Source organism: Rhodococcus sp. NPDC080181 (genome assembly GCF_040702225.1).
In the GTDB taxonomy this organism is placed as follows: Bacteria; Actinomycetota; Actinomycetes; order Mycobacteriales; family Mycobacteriaceae; genus Rhodococcoides; species Rhodococcoides fascians.
Window position 1 is genome coordinate 37,833 of sequence record NZ_JBFBKN010000023.1, and the last position, 16,092, is coordinate 53,924.

Annotated in this window: 16 protein-coding genes; 7 read left to right on the forward strand and 9 right to left on the reverse strand. The window is 64.7% G+C overall.

The features are described 5' to 3' along the window. The 3 genes from AB0O58_RS21750 to AB0O58_RS21760 all read right to left on the reverse strand — a co-directional run bounded on the left by AB0O58_RS21750 (nucleotide 1) and on the right by AB0O58_RS21760 (nucleotide 5,178). On the reverse strand, nucleotides 1-1,509 hold the full coding sequence (locus AB0O58_RS21750) for a CoA-acylating methylmalonate-semialdehyde dehydrogenase (RefSeq protein WP_032406296.1): 1,509 nt from the start codon (nucleotides 1,507-1,509) through the stop codon (nucleotides 1-3). A gap of 73 nt (nucleotides 1,510-1,582) precedes the next feature. Further along, nucleotides 1,583-2,335, reverse strand: coding sequence for an SWIM zinc finger family protein (locus tag AB0O58_RS21755; protein ID WP_032368786.1), 753 nt, complete (start codon nucleotides 2,333-2,335; stop codon nucleotides 1,583-1,585). Continuing rightward, a complete protein-coding gene (locus AB0O58_RS21760) occupies nucleotides 2,335-5,178 on the reverse strand; it encodes a DEAD/DEAH box helicase (protein ID WP_366238767.1) in 2,844 nt (947 codons plus the stop codon). The genes AB0O58_RS21755 and AB0O58_RS21760 overlap by 1 nt, the downstream gene beginning before the upstream one ends. A gap of 80 nt (nucleotides 5,179-5,258) precedes the next feature. Here AB0O58_RS21760 and AB0O58_RS21765 point away from each other — a divergent pair, with 80 nt between their 5' ends. From AB0O58_RS21765 to AB0O58_RS21775, 3 genes are all read left to right on the forward strand, one after another. Then, on the forward strand, nucleotides 5,259-6,158 hold the full coding sequence (locus AB0O58_RS21765) for an NADP-dependent oxidoreductase (protein WP_094643559.1): 900 nt from the start codon (nucleotides 5,259-5,261) through the stop codon (nucleotides 6,156-6,158). A 144-nt stretch (nucleotides 6,159-6,302) separates the two neighbouring features. Then, complete coding sequence (locus AB0O58_RS21770; RefSeq protein ID WP_080736591.1) at nucleotides 6,303-6,971, forward strand: HNH endonuclease family protein; 669 nt, start codon at nucleotides 6,303-6,305, stop codon at nucleotides 6,969-6,971. A gap of 36 nt (nucleotides 6,972-7,007) precedes the next feature. After that, the gene (locus AB0O58_RS21775; RefSeq protein ID WP_094695834.1) at nucleotides 7,008-7,835 is read left to right on the forward strand and encodes a shikimate 5-dehydrogenase; all 828 of its coding nucleotides are present in this window, start codon (nucleotides 7,008-7,010) and stop codon (nucleotides 7,833-7,835) included. A 1-nt stretch (nucleotide 7,836) separates the two neighbouring features. Here the strand turns inward: AB0O58_RS21775 and nagB are convergent, their stop codons facing one another. From nagB to AB0O58_RS21790, 3 genes are read right to left on the reverse strand one after another with little or no spacing between them, the layout of a single operon-like run. Continuing rightward, nucleotides 7,837-8,631 (reverse strand): glucosamine-6-phosphate deaminase, encoded by a 795-nt coding sequence (gene nagB, locus AB0O58_RS21780; protein ID WP_032401267.1) that lies wholly within the window; start codon nucleotides 8,629-8,631, stop codon nucleotides 7,837-7,839. Further along, nucleotides 8,632-9,816, reverse strand: coding sequence for an amidohydrolase family protein (locus tag AB0O58_RS21785; RefSeq protein WP_366238768.1), 1,185 nt, complete (start codon nucleotides 9,814-9,816; stop codon nucleotides 8,632-8,634). Next, nucleotides 9,813-11,060: a PTS transporter subunit EIIC gene (locus tag AB0O58_RS21790; RefSeq protein ID WP_032365561.1), complete on the reverse strand. Its 1,248-nt coding sequence runs from the start codon at nucleotides 11,058-11,060 to the stop codon at nucleotides 9,813-9,815. Before AB0O58_RS21790 ends, AB0O58_RS21785 begins: the two co-directional genes overlap by 4 nt. Before the next feature lie 177 nt (nucleotides 11,061-11,237). Here AB0O58_RS21790 and AB0O58_RS21795 point away from each other — a divergent pair, with 177 nt between their 5' ends. Both AB0O58_RS21795 and AB0O58_RS21800 read left to right on the forward strand, forming a co-directional pair. Next, nucleotides 11,238-11,468 carry a glucose PTS transporter subunit EIIB gene (locus tag AB0O58_RS21795; RefSeq protein WP_027497937.1) on the forward strand — a complete coding sequence of 77 codons (231 nt, stop codon included), beginning with the start codon at nucleotides 11,238-11,240 and terminating at the stop codon, nucleotides 11,466-11,468. Continuing rightward, entirely contained in the window at nucleotides 11,465-11,929 is a 465-nt protein-coding gene (locus AB0O58_RS21800) for a PTS glucose transporter subunit IIA (protein ID WP_032365560.1), read from the forward strand. Before AB0O58_RS21795 ends, AB0O58_RS21800 begins: the two co-directional genes overlap by 4 nt. Before the next feature lie 2 nt (nucleotides 11,930-11,931). On the opposite strand, the gene AB0O58_RS21805 is transcribed toward AB0O58_RS21800, so the two are convergent. Further along, the gene (locus AB0O58_RS21805) at nucleotides 11,932-12,675 is read right to left on the reverse strand and encodes a GntR family transcriptional regulator (RefSeq protein ID WP_094732969.1); all 744 of its coding nucleotides are present in this window, start codon (nucleotides 12,673-12,675) and stop codon (nucleotides 11,932-11,934) included. Nucleotides 12,676-12,852: 177 nt separating this feature from the next. On the opposite strand from AB0O58_RS21805, the gene AB0O58_RS21810 reads away from it, so the two are divergent. Then, nucleotides 12,853-13,329, forward strand: coding sequence for a thioesterase family protein (locus AB0O58_RS21810; RefSeq protein WP_027497940.1), 477 nt, complete (start codon nucleotides 12,853-12,855; stop codon nucleotides 13,327-13,329). Between the two features lie 2 nt (nucleotides 13,330-13,331). Here the strand turns inward: AB0O58_RS21810 and AB0O58_RS21815 are convergent, their stop codons facing one another. After that, entirely contained in the window at nucleotides 13,332-14,357 is a 1,026-nt protein-coding gene (locus AB0O58_RS21815; protein WP_032365558.1) for a phosphotransferase family protein, read from the reverse strand. Nucleotides 14,358-14,464: 107 nt separating this feature from the next. Next, nucleotides 14,465-14,791, reverse strand: a complete 327-nt coding sequence (locus tag AB0O58_RS21820; protein WP_143547154.1) for a hypothetical protein — start codon at nucleotides 14,789-14,791, stop codon at nucleotides 14,465-14,467. Between the two features lie 587 nt (nucleotides 14,792-15,378). Here AB0O58_RS21820 and AB0O58_RS21825 point away from each other — a divergent pair. Next, nucleotides 15,379-16,092, forward strand: coding sequence for a hypothetical protein (locus AB0O58_RS21825; protein ID WP_366238769.1), 714 nt, complete (start codon nucleotides 15,379-15,381; stop codon nucleotides 16,090-16,092).

The following is a 16,092-nucleotide window of genomic DNA, read 5'->3' on the forward strand; positions in this document are numbered from 1 at the left end:
TCAGTCCATGTTCGGAATGACGAAGTGATTCTGCGCAGCTGCTTCCTTGGTGCCCGACGGCCAACGCTGGGTGACGGTCTTGGTCTTGGTGTAGAAGCGGATGGAATCCGGTCCGTGCTGGTTGAGATCGCCGAATCCCGAACGCTTCCAGCCACCGAACGTGTGGTACGCGATCGGCACCGGAATCGGCACGTTGACTCCCACCATGCCCACCTGGACGCGGGAGCAGAAGTCGCGAGCGGTGTCGCCGTCGCGGGTGAAGATCGAGACGCCGTTGCCGTACTCGTGTTCGGACGGCAGACGCAGCGCGTCCTCGTAGTCCTTCGCGCGCACGACGATCAGGACCGGTCCGAAGATCTCTTCCTTGTAGATGCGCATGTCGGTGGTCACCTTGTCGAACAGCGTTGCGCCGGCGAAGAATCCGCCCTCGTGGCCCTCGAGACTGAATCCGCGTCCATCGACGACCAACTCGGCACCCTCGTCCACACCGATCTGGGTGTAGTCGTTGACGCGCTTCAACGCATCGCTACCGACGAGCGGGCCGAAGTCCGCGGTCTCGTCGTCGCTGCGGCCGATCTTCAGTTTCGCCACTCGCTCGGTCAGTTTGGCGACCAACGCGTCGGCGGTCTCCTCACCGACGGGAACCGCGACGGAAATCGCCATGCATCGCTCGCCGGCCGAACCGTATGCGGCTCCGAGCAGAGCGTCGGCGACCTCGTCGAGATCGGCATCGGGCATCACCAATGCGTGGTTCTTCGCTCCACCGAAGCACTGTGCGCGCTTGCCGTGCTGCGCCGCCGTCTCGTAGATGTACTGCGCGATGGGCGTCGATCCGACGAAGCCGATCGCCTTGACGCGATCGTCGGTGAGCAGCACGTCGACGGCATCCTTGCCGCCGTTGACGACGTTGAACACGCCCGGCGGCAGACCTGCCTCGAGGAACAGCTCGGCGAGCTTGAGGGGCACGGACGGATCCCGCTCGGACGGCTTGAGAATGAAGGCGTTACCGCAGGCGATGGCCGGGCCGGCCTTCCACAGCGGAATCATCGCCGGGAAGTTGAACGGGGTGATACCGGCAACGACACCGAGCGGCTGACGCATCGAGTAGACGTCGATACCGCCACCCGCACCCTCGGTGTACTCACCCTTGAGCAGGTGCGGAACACCGACGGCGAACTCGACGACCTCGACGCCACGCTGGATGTCGCCCTTGGCGTCGGCGATGGTCTTGCCGTGCTCCGACGAGAGCAGCCGCGCGAGTTCTTCGGTGTCGCGGGTGACGAGCGCGAGGAACTTCATCAGCACCCGAGCGCGCCGCTGCGGGTTCCACTTCGCCCACTCACGCTGCGCCTGCTCGGCGTCGGCGATGGCGGCCTCGACCTCGGATACGTCGGCCAGGGGCACCCGGGCCTGCACCTCACCGGTATTGGGATCGAACACATCCCCGAACTGTCCGGAGGTGCCGGCGACATGCTTGCCGCCGATGAAGTGCGTGAGTTCGCGAGCCATGGGTGTCCGTCCTCGAGCGTGGAATTAAGTACGCTCATCCTATAGTCGGATGTCCATGTAAGTCCAGGAGCGGTCACATCCGGTCGTAGAACGCGCGCAGATCAGCGCAGGCCCGGCTGACTTCCGCCTCCGTCGAACCGTCGGCGCGAAAGATTCTGCGCAGGATCAGCGGATCGAGATCGTCCGTCGCCGGAGCGAACGACACCTTGGGGAGTTCGGGGAACGCCGCACGATCGCCGAACCAGTCGTCCGGGTCGAACTCCTCGTCGCTGTCGCCGACCCCCTCGATCAACTGATCCAGATCGACACCGCGCAGTGTCAGGATCGTCCCCGCGGACGCGTCGATGTGCTCGGCGGCGATGTACATCAGCGCTGCCGCGTGTTTGCACGGCCACCCGTCGTCGGGGCACGAACAGTCGAAATCCAGTTGCCCCTTGTCGTGGGGAAGCAGCACCGACGCCAGCGCCTGAGGAATCGCGTTGGACGCGAGTTCCGCCAGCATGCCGGGGTTGGATCGCACTCGGCCGACGAGCGCGGCCACCTCGCCTTCGGTGAGCGGCTCCACGCTGACCGACGCCGAGAACGGCTCGAGCTGACTGCCCTGCACCTCACCGTAGATCTGCCCGCGTTCGACGCCGAGAGTGAGCACCTGCCCCTGGCGGGCATAGGTCCGGCCCCGTGCGATCCGGCCCGGATCGGCCAGATCTTCCATCGCGGCGACGAAGTGCCTGCCCCACCACGTCTGCCCGAAGGCACCCCGCTTGTTACGAGACTCGATGCCGCCCTTGGCTTGTCGACGCTTGCCGTACTGCGAGAAGTCGGCCATCACTCCCCCACCGCGTCTTCGCTGAGACGAAACAGTTCCTGCAGTTCCGCAGTGTCCATCTCGGTCACCCAGCTCTCACCGGTGCCCACCGCCAGATCCGCCAGATCCTGCTTCGACACCAGCATCGAATCGATGCGTTCCTCCACGGTGCCCACACACAGCAGCTTGCGCACCATCACATTCTTGCGCTGGCCGATACGGAAAGCGCGGTCGGTCGCCTGGTTCTCCACCGCCGGATTCCACCAACGATCTAGGTGCACAACATGATTGGCGGCAGTGAGATTGAGCCCGGTACCACCGGCCTTGAGCGAGAGCATCATGATCGGCGGACCGTCGTCGCTCTGGAACTTCTCGACCATCTCATCGCGCTTGCCCTTGCTCACGCCGCCGTGCAGGAACGGCACCTGAACTCCGAAACGCTCGGCGAAATACGGTGCCACGAGCTCACCGAACTCTCGAAACTGCGTGAACAACAACGCCTTCTCGTTGTCACCGAGAACGGAATCGAGCATGTCCTCCACCAATCCGATCTTTCCGGAACGGTGCTGACCTCGCTTGAGTACCGCCGAACCGTCGGACAGGAAATGCGCGGGGTGATTGCACACCTGTTTGAGGCGAGTGAGGGCCGAGAGCACCGCACCCTTGCGCTTCATGCCCTTCGCGTCCGCGATCTGGGCCATCATCTCGTCGACGACGGCCTTGTACAACGCCGCCTGCTCGGCAGTGAGGTTGGCGCGCACGGTCATTTCGTTCTTCTCCGGCAGATCAGAGATGACCGTGGGATCGGTCTTGACGCGACGCAGAATGAACGGAGACGTGATGGCACGCAGCCGCGAGACCGCGTTCTCGTCGTTCTCCCGCTCGATCGGGACCGAGAACCGCTTCCGGAAGTCCGACGGCCGCCCCAGCATGCCCGGGTTCGCGAAATCCAGAATGGACCTCAGCTCGTCCAGCCGGTTCTCCACCGGCGTCCCGGTGAGCGCCAGTTTGTGATCGGCCGGAATGGCCAGCGCCGCCTTCGCCTGCACGGTGCCTGCATTCTTGATGTGCTGCGCCTCGTCGAGAACCACGCGACGCCACGTCTGTGCGGCCAACTGCGCGCGGTCCTTGGCCATCAATGCGTACGTGGTGACGATCAGGTCGTGCTCCGCGATCGCTCGATCGAGCGCCTCGTCGCGTAACCGCGTCGGACCGTGGTGCACCAGAACACGCAGTGCAGGAGTGAATTTCGCGGCCTCACGTTGCCAGTTACCGACCACCGACATCGGGGCCACCAACAGCGTCGGAGTCGCACTGTTCTCGTGAGCGAGCAGCGTGAGCACCTGCAGTGTCTTGCCCAGGCCCATGTCGTCGGCGAGCACGGCACCGAGACCGAGCCGGCTCATGAACGCGAGCCAGTCGAGACCGCGTTGCTGATAGGGCCGCAGAGTCGCCCGGACACCGTCGGGCACCGGGATGGTTTCCGGAACCGCCCCGGGTTCGAGCAACGTTGCCGCCCAGCCGGTGGCGCGGATGTCCTGGACCGGAGCCGGAGGCGGATCGGCCAACGTCATCTCACGCATCAACGTGCTGAGCGCAGTCCCGTCACCGTGATGCTCGGCGACGTACTTCGCGGCCCGCGCCAGCTGTCCCCCGTCGGCGAGCACCCATTGCCCGCGCAGCCGGACGAGGTCGCCCTTCGAGACGGCAAGCCGGTTCATCTCCGCCTCGGTGAGCACCATGTCGCCCAGCTGCAGTTGCCAGTCGTACGACACCAGCTCGTCCATACCGACGGCACGATCGGCCGCAGCTTTGGTCACCGCGGGTGACTCGACCCGCAATCGCATCGACGGATCCAACCTGGTCCAGGCCCTCGGCAGCAGGACCGTCGTGCCGGTGGCCTGCAATGCAGTGGCACCGTGTTCGACGAGATCGATGACCACCGACGTCGGCAACAACAGGTCGAGGGTGCCCTCCTGGGTGGGCAGATCACGCAGCCTCGGGTAGGCAGCGACGGCCTCGCCGAGTTTGCGCACTGCCGTCGACAGCAAGGTCGCGTCGACCTTGCGGCTCATCGGGACCGGACGCGGCGCCTCCCCGTCCGCGCGCAGGCACACCTGAAGAATCCAGAACGACTCGACGGCATCGTCCGGGGCACCGTCGGCATCACCCGTCTCGCCGTCCTGGTCGTCCGGTTCGAGCAGGCGCAGCACCAGCGCCGGTTCGTCGACGGTGAGGCTGGCGCGCCAATTGTCGAACAGCGTCGAGATCTTTTGCGTCCCATCGAGATACGGATCATCACGCACGAGGGCCGACAGCAACGGGTGCTCGGAGTCGGGCTTGCCGAGCACCGATCTGACGATCGGGTCGGTGAGCTCCTCGACCATGTCGTCCAGAAGCTTCTTCGGTCGTTCGTTCGCTCGCTGCACCGACGGCATCGCAACAGCGAGCTCGCTGAGCCAGGCGCGTTGACGCTCGCCGCCGACCAGCCGCCAACGCGGCCACCACTGGCCGTCCATCAATTTCAGTGCCGGCACCACTCGTCCGGCCCGGACCCACCGTTCGATGCCCTGGGCGACGTGACCCAGGAACCGGAGGTCGCCGGAGATCAGCGGGTGGGTCGACGGGGTGCGGAGCAACAGGTCGGCCGCATCGTGCGGAGCCAGCGCGATCGCCGGCAGTTCGACCGGATCCCGAGGGGTGGCGCGTCCAGTGGAGTCGGGAAACGTCACTCGGGCGCGATGCCGGAACGTGCGGGTGAGCACGTGCGAGTGTGTCGCCGGTAGGTCGGGTTCGTCTCCGGTGCTGATCTCGTCGTCCCAGAGCAGCAATCCGGCACCGGGAGACCAGAGACCGTGCAGCATCGGTCCATCCAACCAGCACGCACCGACATACCCGGCGCCGATGTGTCTTCGATGAGGCACCGATGAGGCACAGTGGTCCCATGATCGCGTACGGCTTCGACGAATACGGCGGCCCCGACACCGAGACATTTCTGGACCTCCCCGTGGCGGAACCGGGATCGGGGCAGCTTCTCGTGGCGGTACATGCCGCGGGGGTGAATCCCGCAGATTGGAAGGTGCGGGCGGGTAATCGCAAGGACACCGTGCAGATCACTTTGCCTGCGGTGCTGGGGCGGGAGGTGTCGGGCACTGTCGTGGGCGTCGGCTCGGGAGTGGACGGGTTCTCGGTCGGTGACGAGGTCTTCGGGGCGACGGCGTCGGGTCACGGCGGCTATGCGCAGTACACGCTGCTCAACGCGGCCGGTACGGCACACAAGCCCGAGGCCGTGTCCTGGTCGGTCGCGGCGACACTGCCGGTGGCGGCCGGGACCGCCTTCGACGCACTGCGAGGGTTGGCGCTGACTGCAGGCAACACGGTTCTCGTTCTCGGCGCAGGCGGCGGTGTGGGTTCTTCGGTTCTGCAGCTGGCGCGTGCCGACGGTATCGACGTTCTCGGGGTGGCGAGCTCGGGCAAGCGGGAGTGGATCGAGAGCCTCGGTGCGGAGTTCGTCGAGTCCGGACCCGAGTACGTCGGGTCGATATCGCGGCCGGTGCACGGCATCGTCGATCTGGTCGGCGGGGACACTCTTCGCGCGGCCGCTGTGAAGACCGGCGCTCCGATCGTCAGCGTGGCCGACCCGGTGCTCGCCGCCCAGTGGGGTGGGTCTGGAGCAGTGCGCGAGCGCACCACTGCGGCGTTCACCCGATTGGCCGATCTGGTCGTGACGGGCGTCCTTCGTCCACGCATCGATCACACGTTTCCACTCGACCGCGCAGGCGAGGCTCTTGCGCTCGTGGAGAACGGGCACGCACTCGGCAAGGTCGTCATCGAGGTCCGCTGACACCCCGACCGTGTCGGGCGGTGTCGGTACCGTCCGGCACACTGCTGTCGCGAGGTACGAGAGTCGGCAAGATCGAAGTTTCACGATGGGGCGTGTGTGAAGAAGCTGTGGGTAGCGGCGGCGTTGGTGATCGCCGCGATCGTCATGGCGACGTTCGAATCCTGTGACCGGTCCGACATACCGGGATTGGCTCCCCCACCCCCGGCTCCGGGCAGCCCCACCCGCGCCCAGATCGAAACGCTGTTGGATCGGGTGGCCGTCGTCGCCGCACGACCCGATCCTCGTGGGTACGAGCGCGGATGCAAGAGCGGTGAAGGGTGCGTGTTCGGACCGGCGTGGACGGACGACTACGACGGACCGGGCGGGCACGACGGGTGTGGAACCCGCGACAACGTGCTGGCACTGTCGATGACCGAAGTCGAGTTCAAGGCCGGCACCCGAGACTGCGTGGTGCTCTCGGGCTCCCTGGACGACCCCTACTCCGGTGAACGGTTGCAGTTCACCAAGTCCGACGCCGGCAAGATCCAGATCGATCACGTCTATCCGTTGTCTGCCGCCTGGGACATGGGTGCCGACAGCTGGGCAGCGGACAAGCGCATTCGATTCGCGAACGACATCGCGTTCAATCTGCTGGCGGTCAACGGGCCGGACAACCAGAGCAAGAGCGACAAGACGCCGTCGCAGTGGATGCCGCCGAACGCGGCGTACCACTGTTTCTACGCGGGCAAATATCTGTCGGTGGCGGCCCAGTACGAGCTGCCGATCACCGAGGCCGACCGCCGCGCCCTCGCTTCGGTGGCCCCCAGCTGCTGATCCAGCGATGCGAACGCGGGCGGTAAAGTCGGGCCAATGGCAACGACGTCGTCGCGCAGCTTTCTCGACCGTGACACCCAGCTCTGTATGTCTCTGTCGGGAAGGCCGAGCAATATCGGAACCCGCTTCCACAACTACCTGTACGACGAACTGGGATTGAACTTCGTCTACAAGGCGTTCACCACCACCGATCTCGCGGCCGCGGTCGGTGGAGTCCGTGCACTCGGTATCAGGGGATGCGCGGTCTCCATGCCGTTCAAGGAAGACGTGATCGAGCTGGTCGACGTCATGCACGAATCTGCGAGCGCGATCGCATCGGTCAACACCATCGTCAACGAGGCGGGCGTGCTGCACGCCTACAACACCGATTACCAGGCTGTGGCCGATCTGCTCGCGTCCAGCGGTATCTCGACCGATTGTTCGGTGGCCGTGACCGGCAGCGGCGGTATGGCCAAGGCAGTCGTTGCCGCACTGCGGGATTCGGGTTTCACCCGCGGCACCGTGGTTGCTCGCAACACGTCGACCGGTCCGGCTCTCGCCGAGGCGTACGGATACGACTGGTCGGCCGAGTCCGTCGGAGCCGACTTGCTGGTGAACGTCACCCCGGTGGGAATGGCGGGCGGCCCCGCTGCCGATTCGACTCCCTTCAGCGAGTCGCAGATCCATGCGGCACAGGCAGTGTTCGACGTGGTCGCGATGCCGTCGGAGACGCCGCTGATCACCGCGGCGCGTGCGGCGAACAAACCGGTGATCACCGGTGCACAGGTCATTGCCCTGCAGGCAGCAGAACAGTTCGTTCTCTACACCGGAGTTCGCCCGTCCGACGATCAGATCCAGCGGGCGTCGGAATTCTCCCGTCGCTGACTCACAGGCGCTGCCACGCGGGCTTGTTCGCGTAGGCGTGGCGGTAGTAGTCCGTGAGAGCGAGGGACGCAGCAGCTGCCTCGTCCACCAGTACCGTCACGTGTGGATGCCACTGAATCGCGGACGCAGGACAGCGTGCCGACAACGGCCCCTCGACGGCCGCGGCCACCGCGTCTGCCTTGGATTCTCCGGTAGCGATGAGCACGAGATGACCCGCCTCGTCGATGGTGCCGAGGCCTTGCGTCAGCACGTGGTGCGGCACCTCCTCCGGCGAGGGGAAGAAGCGCGCATTGTCGACCCGAGTCTGTTCGGTGAGCGTCTTGACCCGGGTTCTCGACCGAAGTGACGATCCGGGCTCGTTGAAGCCGATGTGTCCGTCGGTGCCGATGCCGAGAATCTGCACATCGATACCACCGGCCTCCCCGATCGCGGCGTCGTATCGTCGCGCTTCGGCAGCGATGTCGACGGCTTCACCGTCCGGCGAGAACACCGCGGAATCGTCCAGGTCGACGAGGTCCACGAAGTTCTCGCGAATGAACGAAAAATACGACTGCTCAGCAGCTCTGGGTAGCCCTATGTATTCGTCGAGCAGAAACGCTCGACACCCAGCGAAGGACAGCCCTTCCTCGCGATGTCGGCGGGCCAGCTCGCGATACGTGCCGACGGGACTCGACCCGGTCGCCAACCCGAGGACGGGGCCCGATCCCGGGACCGAGTCGGTTCGCACGACGTGCTCGACGATGTCGGCCGCGGTTCGGTCCACGTCGGTAGCTGTGGGGAGTACGACGATCTCCATCTAACTTTCCTCCTCGATCGCGCGTCCGCCGCGAATGATCTGCACCGGCTCGAAGGATGCGTCGACCACCAACACGTCCGCTCTCGATCCGGCTACGAGAGAACCGGTTTCGGCCCCGATCCCGATCAATGCTGCCGGGGTGGTTGCCCCGGCACGCACTGCGTCGAGCAATGGCACGCCGGCGTCGAGCACTGCGCGGCGTACCAGGTCGAGCACACTCGACGTGCCGCCCGCGATCGGGGCCGACTCGGGATCGTTCTCCCGCGACAGGCGGGCGACCGAATCGTGCACGGTGACATCCAGCGGCCCGAGCCGGTAGCGGCCGTCGGCCATTCCCGCCGCGGCCATCGCGTCGGACACCAACGCGATGTTCCCGCCGCCGACGAGATCGAACACCGCTCGCACGGTCTCGTCGGCGAGATGTACTCCGTCGCCGATCAATTCGAGCACCATCGACCCTCGCGCCGCGGCGGCCAAGCACTCGCTGACCGGTCCCGGCGACCGATGATGCCAGGTGGGCATCCCGTTGAACAGGTGGGTGGCACCGATGGCACCCTCTCCGAGGGCTTCGATTGCGCTGCGAGTGGTGCGTGCGTCGGCGTCGGTGTGCCCGATGCTGGGGACGATGCCGTTCTCTCGCAACATGTGTCCGACGGCCGTGAAGCCGTCGACTTCGGGAGCAAGTGTCATCGACCGTACCGATCCACGCCCGGCGTCGATGATGTCTGCCAGCAGACCGGTGTCGCCGCCACGGAGTGACGCGGGGTCCTGCGCTCCGCAGCGGGCAACAGACAGGAACGGCCCTTCGAGGTGGACCCCGGCGATGTCCCCCGACTCGTACAGATCGGCGAGCATCGACGTCTGCTCGACCAGTCGCCCAGGGGATGCCGACACCAGCGATGCGAGCATCGTGGTGGTGCCGCGGCCACGGTGGTGCCGTACCGCGGTCATCAGATCGGCACGGGCAGAATCCGGGAACGACGCCCCGCCGCCGCCGTGGCAGTGCACGTCGACCAGCCCCGGCAGGATGGTCGAGTTCGATTGCGGTGGGGCCTCGTCGGGCCACGCCGACACCGGACCCACCCAGGAGATTCGATCGCCGGACAACGCCACGACGGCATCCTCGATGACCGCGTCGGGTGTGACGACCCGCCCCCGGAGCGTCGTCGTGATGGATTCGCTCATGCCCGGTCGGGTTCGAGCACCGCGTCGTCCTCGCGGCCGGGGGTGCGCAGGTTCCACTTCTTGATGACGAAGCTGAACAGGAAGTAGTAGATCACCGCATACACCAGGCCGATAGGAATGAGAAGCCATGCCTTCGTAGCGATTCCGTAGTTCAACAGATAGTCGATACCGCCGGCAGAGAAGAAGAAGCCGTCATGGATTCCCAGGGCATTGGTCAGTGCCATGGAGGTTCCGGTCAGCACGGCGTGGATGATGTAGAGCGGCCAGGCGACGAACATGAACGAGTACTCGAGCGGTTCGGTGATGCCGGTGACGAACGCAGTCAGACCGGTGGACAACATGATTCCGCCGACGATCTTCTTCTGCGACGGCTTGGCGTTGCGATAGATCGCGAATGCAGCGGCAGGCAGAGCGAACATCATGATGGGGAAGAAGCCGGTCATGAAGACTCCCGCGGACGGATCTCCCGCGAAGAATCGGTTGAGATCGCCACGCACCAATTGACCACTCGCGTCCTGATAATCACCGACGAGGAACCAGACGACCGAATTGAGAATGTGGTGCAGTCCCGTCGGAATCAGCATGCGATTGGCGAAACCGTAGATCCCGCTACCCACCACACTGTGATCGGCAACGGTGTTTCCGACCCAGTTCAGTGCGCTGTAGAAGAGCGGATAGACGAACGACATGACGACGGCGACGACGAGGCCGGTGACAGCGGTCAGGATGGGAACCAGACGTCGTCCGCTGAAGAAGCCGAGGTAATCCGGCAGTTTCTGGCGGTAGAACCGCTGCCACAGAATGGCGGAGAGCAAGCCGATGACGATGCCGGCCAACACGCCGTAGTCGATCACGGCCGGATCGCCGTTCGCGTCGACTTTGCCTTCCAGTACCACCGGTGACATCGCGGTGAAGACACCGTTCATCACCATGTAGCCGACGACGGCGGCGAGGGCGGTCGAGCCGTCCGATTTCTTGGCCCAGCCGATGGCGATGCCCACGGCAAATATCAAGGGCAACCAGGTGAACACCGCCTGTCCTGCAGCGGAGATGACGGCCGCCGCGGTGCCCAGAGCACTGAATCTGCCGAGGAGGTCGTCCTGGCCCAGCCGCAACAGGATTCCCGCCGCAGGAAGAACCGCGATGGGCAGCATGAGACTGCGCCCGAATCGCTGCAACCCGGCGAGAGATCTGGATTCCTTCTTCGGTTCGGCTTCGGCCGAGTCCGTCTTCTTCAGGGTCATGGCGACCTTCTCTTCGAGGCTGGTCCGGCAAGGGAGTTCTACTGTTGTGACCGGATGACATCAGGGGTACTGTCCGGTCATTACCAGTTGTAGTTTGGCCAGGTGACGACCACATGTCAACCCGGAGATGTGACCTCGCCGACACCACTGCACACGAGAAGGAAGCGGGAACAGAACATGGCCAAGGCGGACGCGATCGTGAAGGGCCTCGGCGGTGCCGACAACATCGTAGAGATCGAAGCGTGCATCACCCGGCTCCGTACCGAGGTCAAGGACGGGTCGCTGGTGGACGAGGCTGCGCTCAAGGCAGCCGGTGCGCACGGAGTGTTCCACAAAGGGACAGCCGTGCAGGTCATCGTCGGCCCGGAGGCCGACACCCTCGCCGAGGACATCGGCGACATTCTGTGAGCGGGACCTCGACGATCTTCAGTCCTGTTGCCGGTCAGGTCATCTCGCTCGCCGACGTCCCCGACCCGGTCTTCTCTTCGCAGATGGTGGGCTCCGGGGTCGCCGTGCGCCCAGCGGCCGGTAGCGGGCCCGTCGAGGTGCGGTCTCCGATAGCCGGCAAGATCCTCAAACTCCACCCACATGCGTTCGTCGTGTTCACCGACGACAAGGCGGGAGTGCTGGTGCACATCGGCATCGACACCGTGAAGATGAAGGGCCAGGGTTTCGAACTCGTTGCAGCAGAGGGCGATCGGGTTCAATCCGGCGATCTCGTGATCACCTACGACCCTGCGGCGATCGCGGAGGCCGGATACTCCGACGTGATTCCCGTGGTCCTGATGGACTCCGAGCCCGATGCCGTCACGAGCGCGGCCGTCGGAACGTCGGTGGCACAGGGTGACTCGCTGTTCGTGTTGCCCTGAGCCTAGCGGCGCTGCGTGGTGCGCCGCTCCCCCTGCACCTCCATCGAGAGTTGGTACCGGTCGCACCGGTACCAACTCTCCGTGTGCTCGATCGGCTCGTCGCCGCTGAACGACACTCGGTCGAAGTACAGCACCGGTGCGCCGCGTTTGGTCCCCAGCAGCGTGGAGGTGTCACTGTCGGCGGCTGTCGCTTTGACGGTCTGCTCGGCTCGATCGATGGTCAGGCCGTAGTGGTTGCGCACGGCCTCGTACACCGACTGACTCAGATCGTGGTCGATCAGCCCCGGAAGGAGTTCGGCCCGGTACCACCCGTCGTCGACACTGACCGGCTCGGCATCGGCCAGCCGTAGCCGTTTGATGTGGTACGTCCGATCACCGTCGACCAGGCCCAGAGCACGAATCGTTGCTGCCGAGGGCTTTTCGAGTCGCGCGAACAGGACCACCGTCGTCGGCGTCAGCCCCTGGGCACGCATCTCCTCGGAGAACGACGCCAGGTGCAACCGCGACTGCACGGTACGAGAAGCAACGAACGTCCCTTTCCCACGTACCCGAACCAGATGTCCGTCGTTGACGAGCTGTCCTATCGCCTCGCGTACCGTGATGCGACTGACGCCGTAGTCCTCCATCAACCGACGCTCGCTCGGCATCAGATCCCCCGGCGAAAGCTCCTTGGTGCAGCGGTGCAACAGTATTGCGCGTAGCTGTTCGTGCTTCGGGATCTGACTGTCCCTCAGGTGTACGGGCATCACCACTGCGCCGGCCTTTCGATCACTCGCAGAACCAGCGGTACGGACTGGTCCGGTCCAACCAAAGACTACGTCACAACGGCGATACCGAGGAAGCATTCGCCCGGACTCAGCCTCTCCGATGCCTCGAATCCGGTCGCGTTTGTTGCCGACGTGGCGACGGGTTAGCGTCGTGCCATGACGGAGTCGCCGAAGGACAGCGTGGAATTGTCGAATGCGTCGGATTTCCCGGCGCTGTGGCCGGTGTCGACCCGATGGGACGACAACGACCACTACGGCCACGTCAATAACGTGACGTATTACGCATACTTCGACACCGCAGTGAACGGGTGGCTCATGGAAACGACGGGTGTGGACATCAGGACTCTGCCCGCGATCGGCGTCGTGGCCGAAACCTCGTGCCGCTACCTGTCCGAGCTCAGTTTTCCCGATCGCCTTCAGGTCGGTCTTGCGGTGGAGAAGCTGGGCACCCGCAGCATCGTCTACTCGCTGGCCTTGTTCCGAGAAGCCGAGGACGACGCACTGACATTGGCCGCTCGGGGACGGTTCGTTCACGTCTACGTCGACGCGAACTCCCGTCGCCCCGTCCCCATTCCCTCCGAAATCGAAACTGCGGCACGCACTTTGGTGATCGGAACGTCAGTAGACGCCTGAATCTAGAGCCCGATTTCGTCGGCGCGCTGCAGCGCTCGGGTGACGATGTCGTCGATCAGCGTGGTGGTCGGCGCGCCGCCCACGGCGCGGTTGCGTGAATCGGCTTCCATCCGGCGCATGACGCCTTCGGCGATGATCGACAACTTCCACAGCGCCAGCACTTCCCAGAATCCGGCATCGGTCACATCGCGGCCCGTGTTGTGCGCGTAGGACTCGACCAGCTCCGCCCGGGTAGGGAAACCGGGCAGAGTCGATGCCATGAAAGGACCGGCAACCCCGTCGTCCGCCTGAGGCCAGTAGGCGAGCAGACCACCCAGATCCGCCAACGGGTCTCCGAGCGTGCACAACTCCCAGTCGACGACGGCAACCACGCGGCCGTCGTTTCGAGCGGTGATGACGTTGCTCAGATGGAAGTCGCCGTGAACCAGCGTCACCTCGTGCTGCTCGGGGATCTTGGCCGTCAATCGTGCTGCGAGCGAGTCGATTCCAGGAACCTCCCGGGTTCGGGAGGAGTCCCACTGCGTGGTCCACCGCGCGATCTGACGCGCAGCGTAGGGCTTGCGGCCGGCGAGGTCGGCAAGACCCGACGACTCGAGGTCGACACGGTGTATGTCGGACAACGCCGCGGTCAGACCGAGTCCGACACGTCGACGCTGATCGGGGTCCAACTGTTCGGCAGCCGACACCGAGTCGACGACGACCCCGTCGACGAAACTCATCAGGACCAACGGGACCTCGGAAACGGCTGGATCCTGCGTGATCGCAATCATTTTCGGCACAGGGACCGGCGAATTCTGCAGACCGGAGAGAATCCGGTGCTCGCGCACGACGTCGTGAGCCGACGCCAACAATTTGCCCAACGGCGGCCGGCGAAGGACCCACGCACTGCCGCCGGCGTCGCGAACCGCATACGTGAGGTTGGACTGGCCGTTACCGATGCGCTGAAACGAGAGCGGCGATGTTGCGCCTATCCCCAGCTCCGCGATCCACGTCGACACTGCATCTTCGTCCAAGCCCACCACGCCCATACAAAACCCTCACTTCGTTGTGCGGCACCGTTGCCGACGGACATCACCGGTTCGGGTGATCGTAACGAAGCGGTGCCAACGGATGCCGGTGGCACGAGCACAGACGGTCAGCTGGCGCGACCGAACGCGGAGATCAGCGCCGGAGTAGCAACGGCAGCGGCCGGGACTGCGGCCTCGTGCCGCTTGACAGCGATTTCGTCGATTTCGCCGACGAGCAGTGCGGTCATCGACTCGGGCTCGGCACACCAGACGGACGAGATGTTGTGCACCTCCGCGGGTGCGAACAGTCCACTGGTGGACAGCGCATCGATCCATTCGGCAACGGCATCGGCCGTGGGCTCCGGCATCACCGTACGGTCCAGCGAGTCCGCTTGGAACTCGTTGCAAAAGAACGCGCGGACCATATCGAGCTGCCCCTGCGACATTGTGGTCATGTTCTTCTCCTTCGAGTTTCCGACTTCTGTTGGTGCCGAATGCCCGTTCACGAGTTGCGATGAGCCGACCAGACCGTGTTCAGATCGTTACCAACTTGGCCGTAACGGGGGAATACGGTTTTCCGATGCGGCTGAAACTACGCCCTTTTCGACGGTCTCGCCCAGGGTGAACTGGACTATGTGACCATAGTCACATAGATCGGCCCATCCGATCAACGACTTGCAACGAATTCATAGTTCGCATTTCAAAATACTGTGACAGGAGACAAACTCCGCACAAAAGTCCAGGTAGGCGAGGTGCGACACTCGAGAGCAACTACTCGGAGCCGCAGTCGAGTAGCCTCCTCTACACCGCACTGGACCACACACTCCGACCGATCGGTTGGTTGTAGGGTCAAATTCTACTTCTGGTTCGGCTTTTCGGCTGTTTGCAGACTCCAGGAATTTGACAGATCGCCTTTACTAGGTTGCGGCTACAACAAGGAATCGACGCGTCTTCGTCGTGATCCGACCGTTACCGCAGATGCTCAGCCAGCTCCCACGATGCTCACACCTCACGCTCAGCCGACTGCGGCAGTCTGGCGTCCATGCGATCACCGAGTCTCGACAGCGGACCGATCCGGTCACCCCGTGGAGCCGGCAACGAGAGCCGTTCGGCGAACACGAGCGAGCGAGCGCACCGACGGGCGATCCGCACCCGGCTGACGGTGTCGGGCCTCTGCGCGGCGCTCTTGTCGGTACTACTGATGTGGGTGCCGAACATGGCACCGGTGTGGCCCGTCTCCACGAGCCCGGCTGCCGCCCTGGCCTCGCGAGCACTGAGCACGATCGACGTCACCGCCGTGCTGACCGTCCTCGCCGCCCTCACCGTTGTCGCCCTGGTCCGAAAATTGCCTTACGGCATCGGGGTGGTGATTGCCTGCGTCGTCGGCGCGGAAGTGACCACAGCTCTGGTGCGTCACCTCGCGGCGTCGTCGACAACGGCCACCGACCTTCCGAGCGGGCAGCTCGTCGCTGTCACAGCGCTGTTGGGGGCCGCGTCGATGGTGGCATCGGCCACGTGGCGGCCGATGATCCTCGGGCTCGGAACCGTCGCCGCCCTCGCTGTCGGAGCGGCACAACTGGTCGTCGGGTCCGTCTCCCCCGTCGGGATTGTCAGCGCACTGCTGATCACGGGCGTGTGGTGGCCGGCGTGCTCGGTGGTGATGCTCTTCTCACCCGCAGCCGCTGCCCGCGAGGCTCGAAACCCGTTCGATACCGCTGCCCTCGTAGCCCAACGCAGAATGGGACGCTTCCGTTGA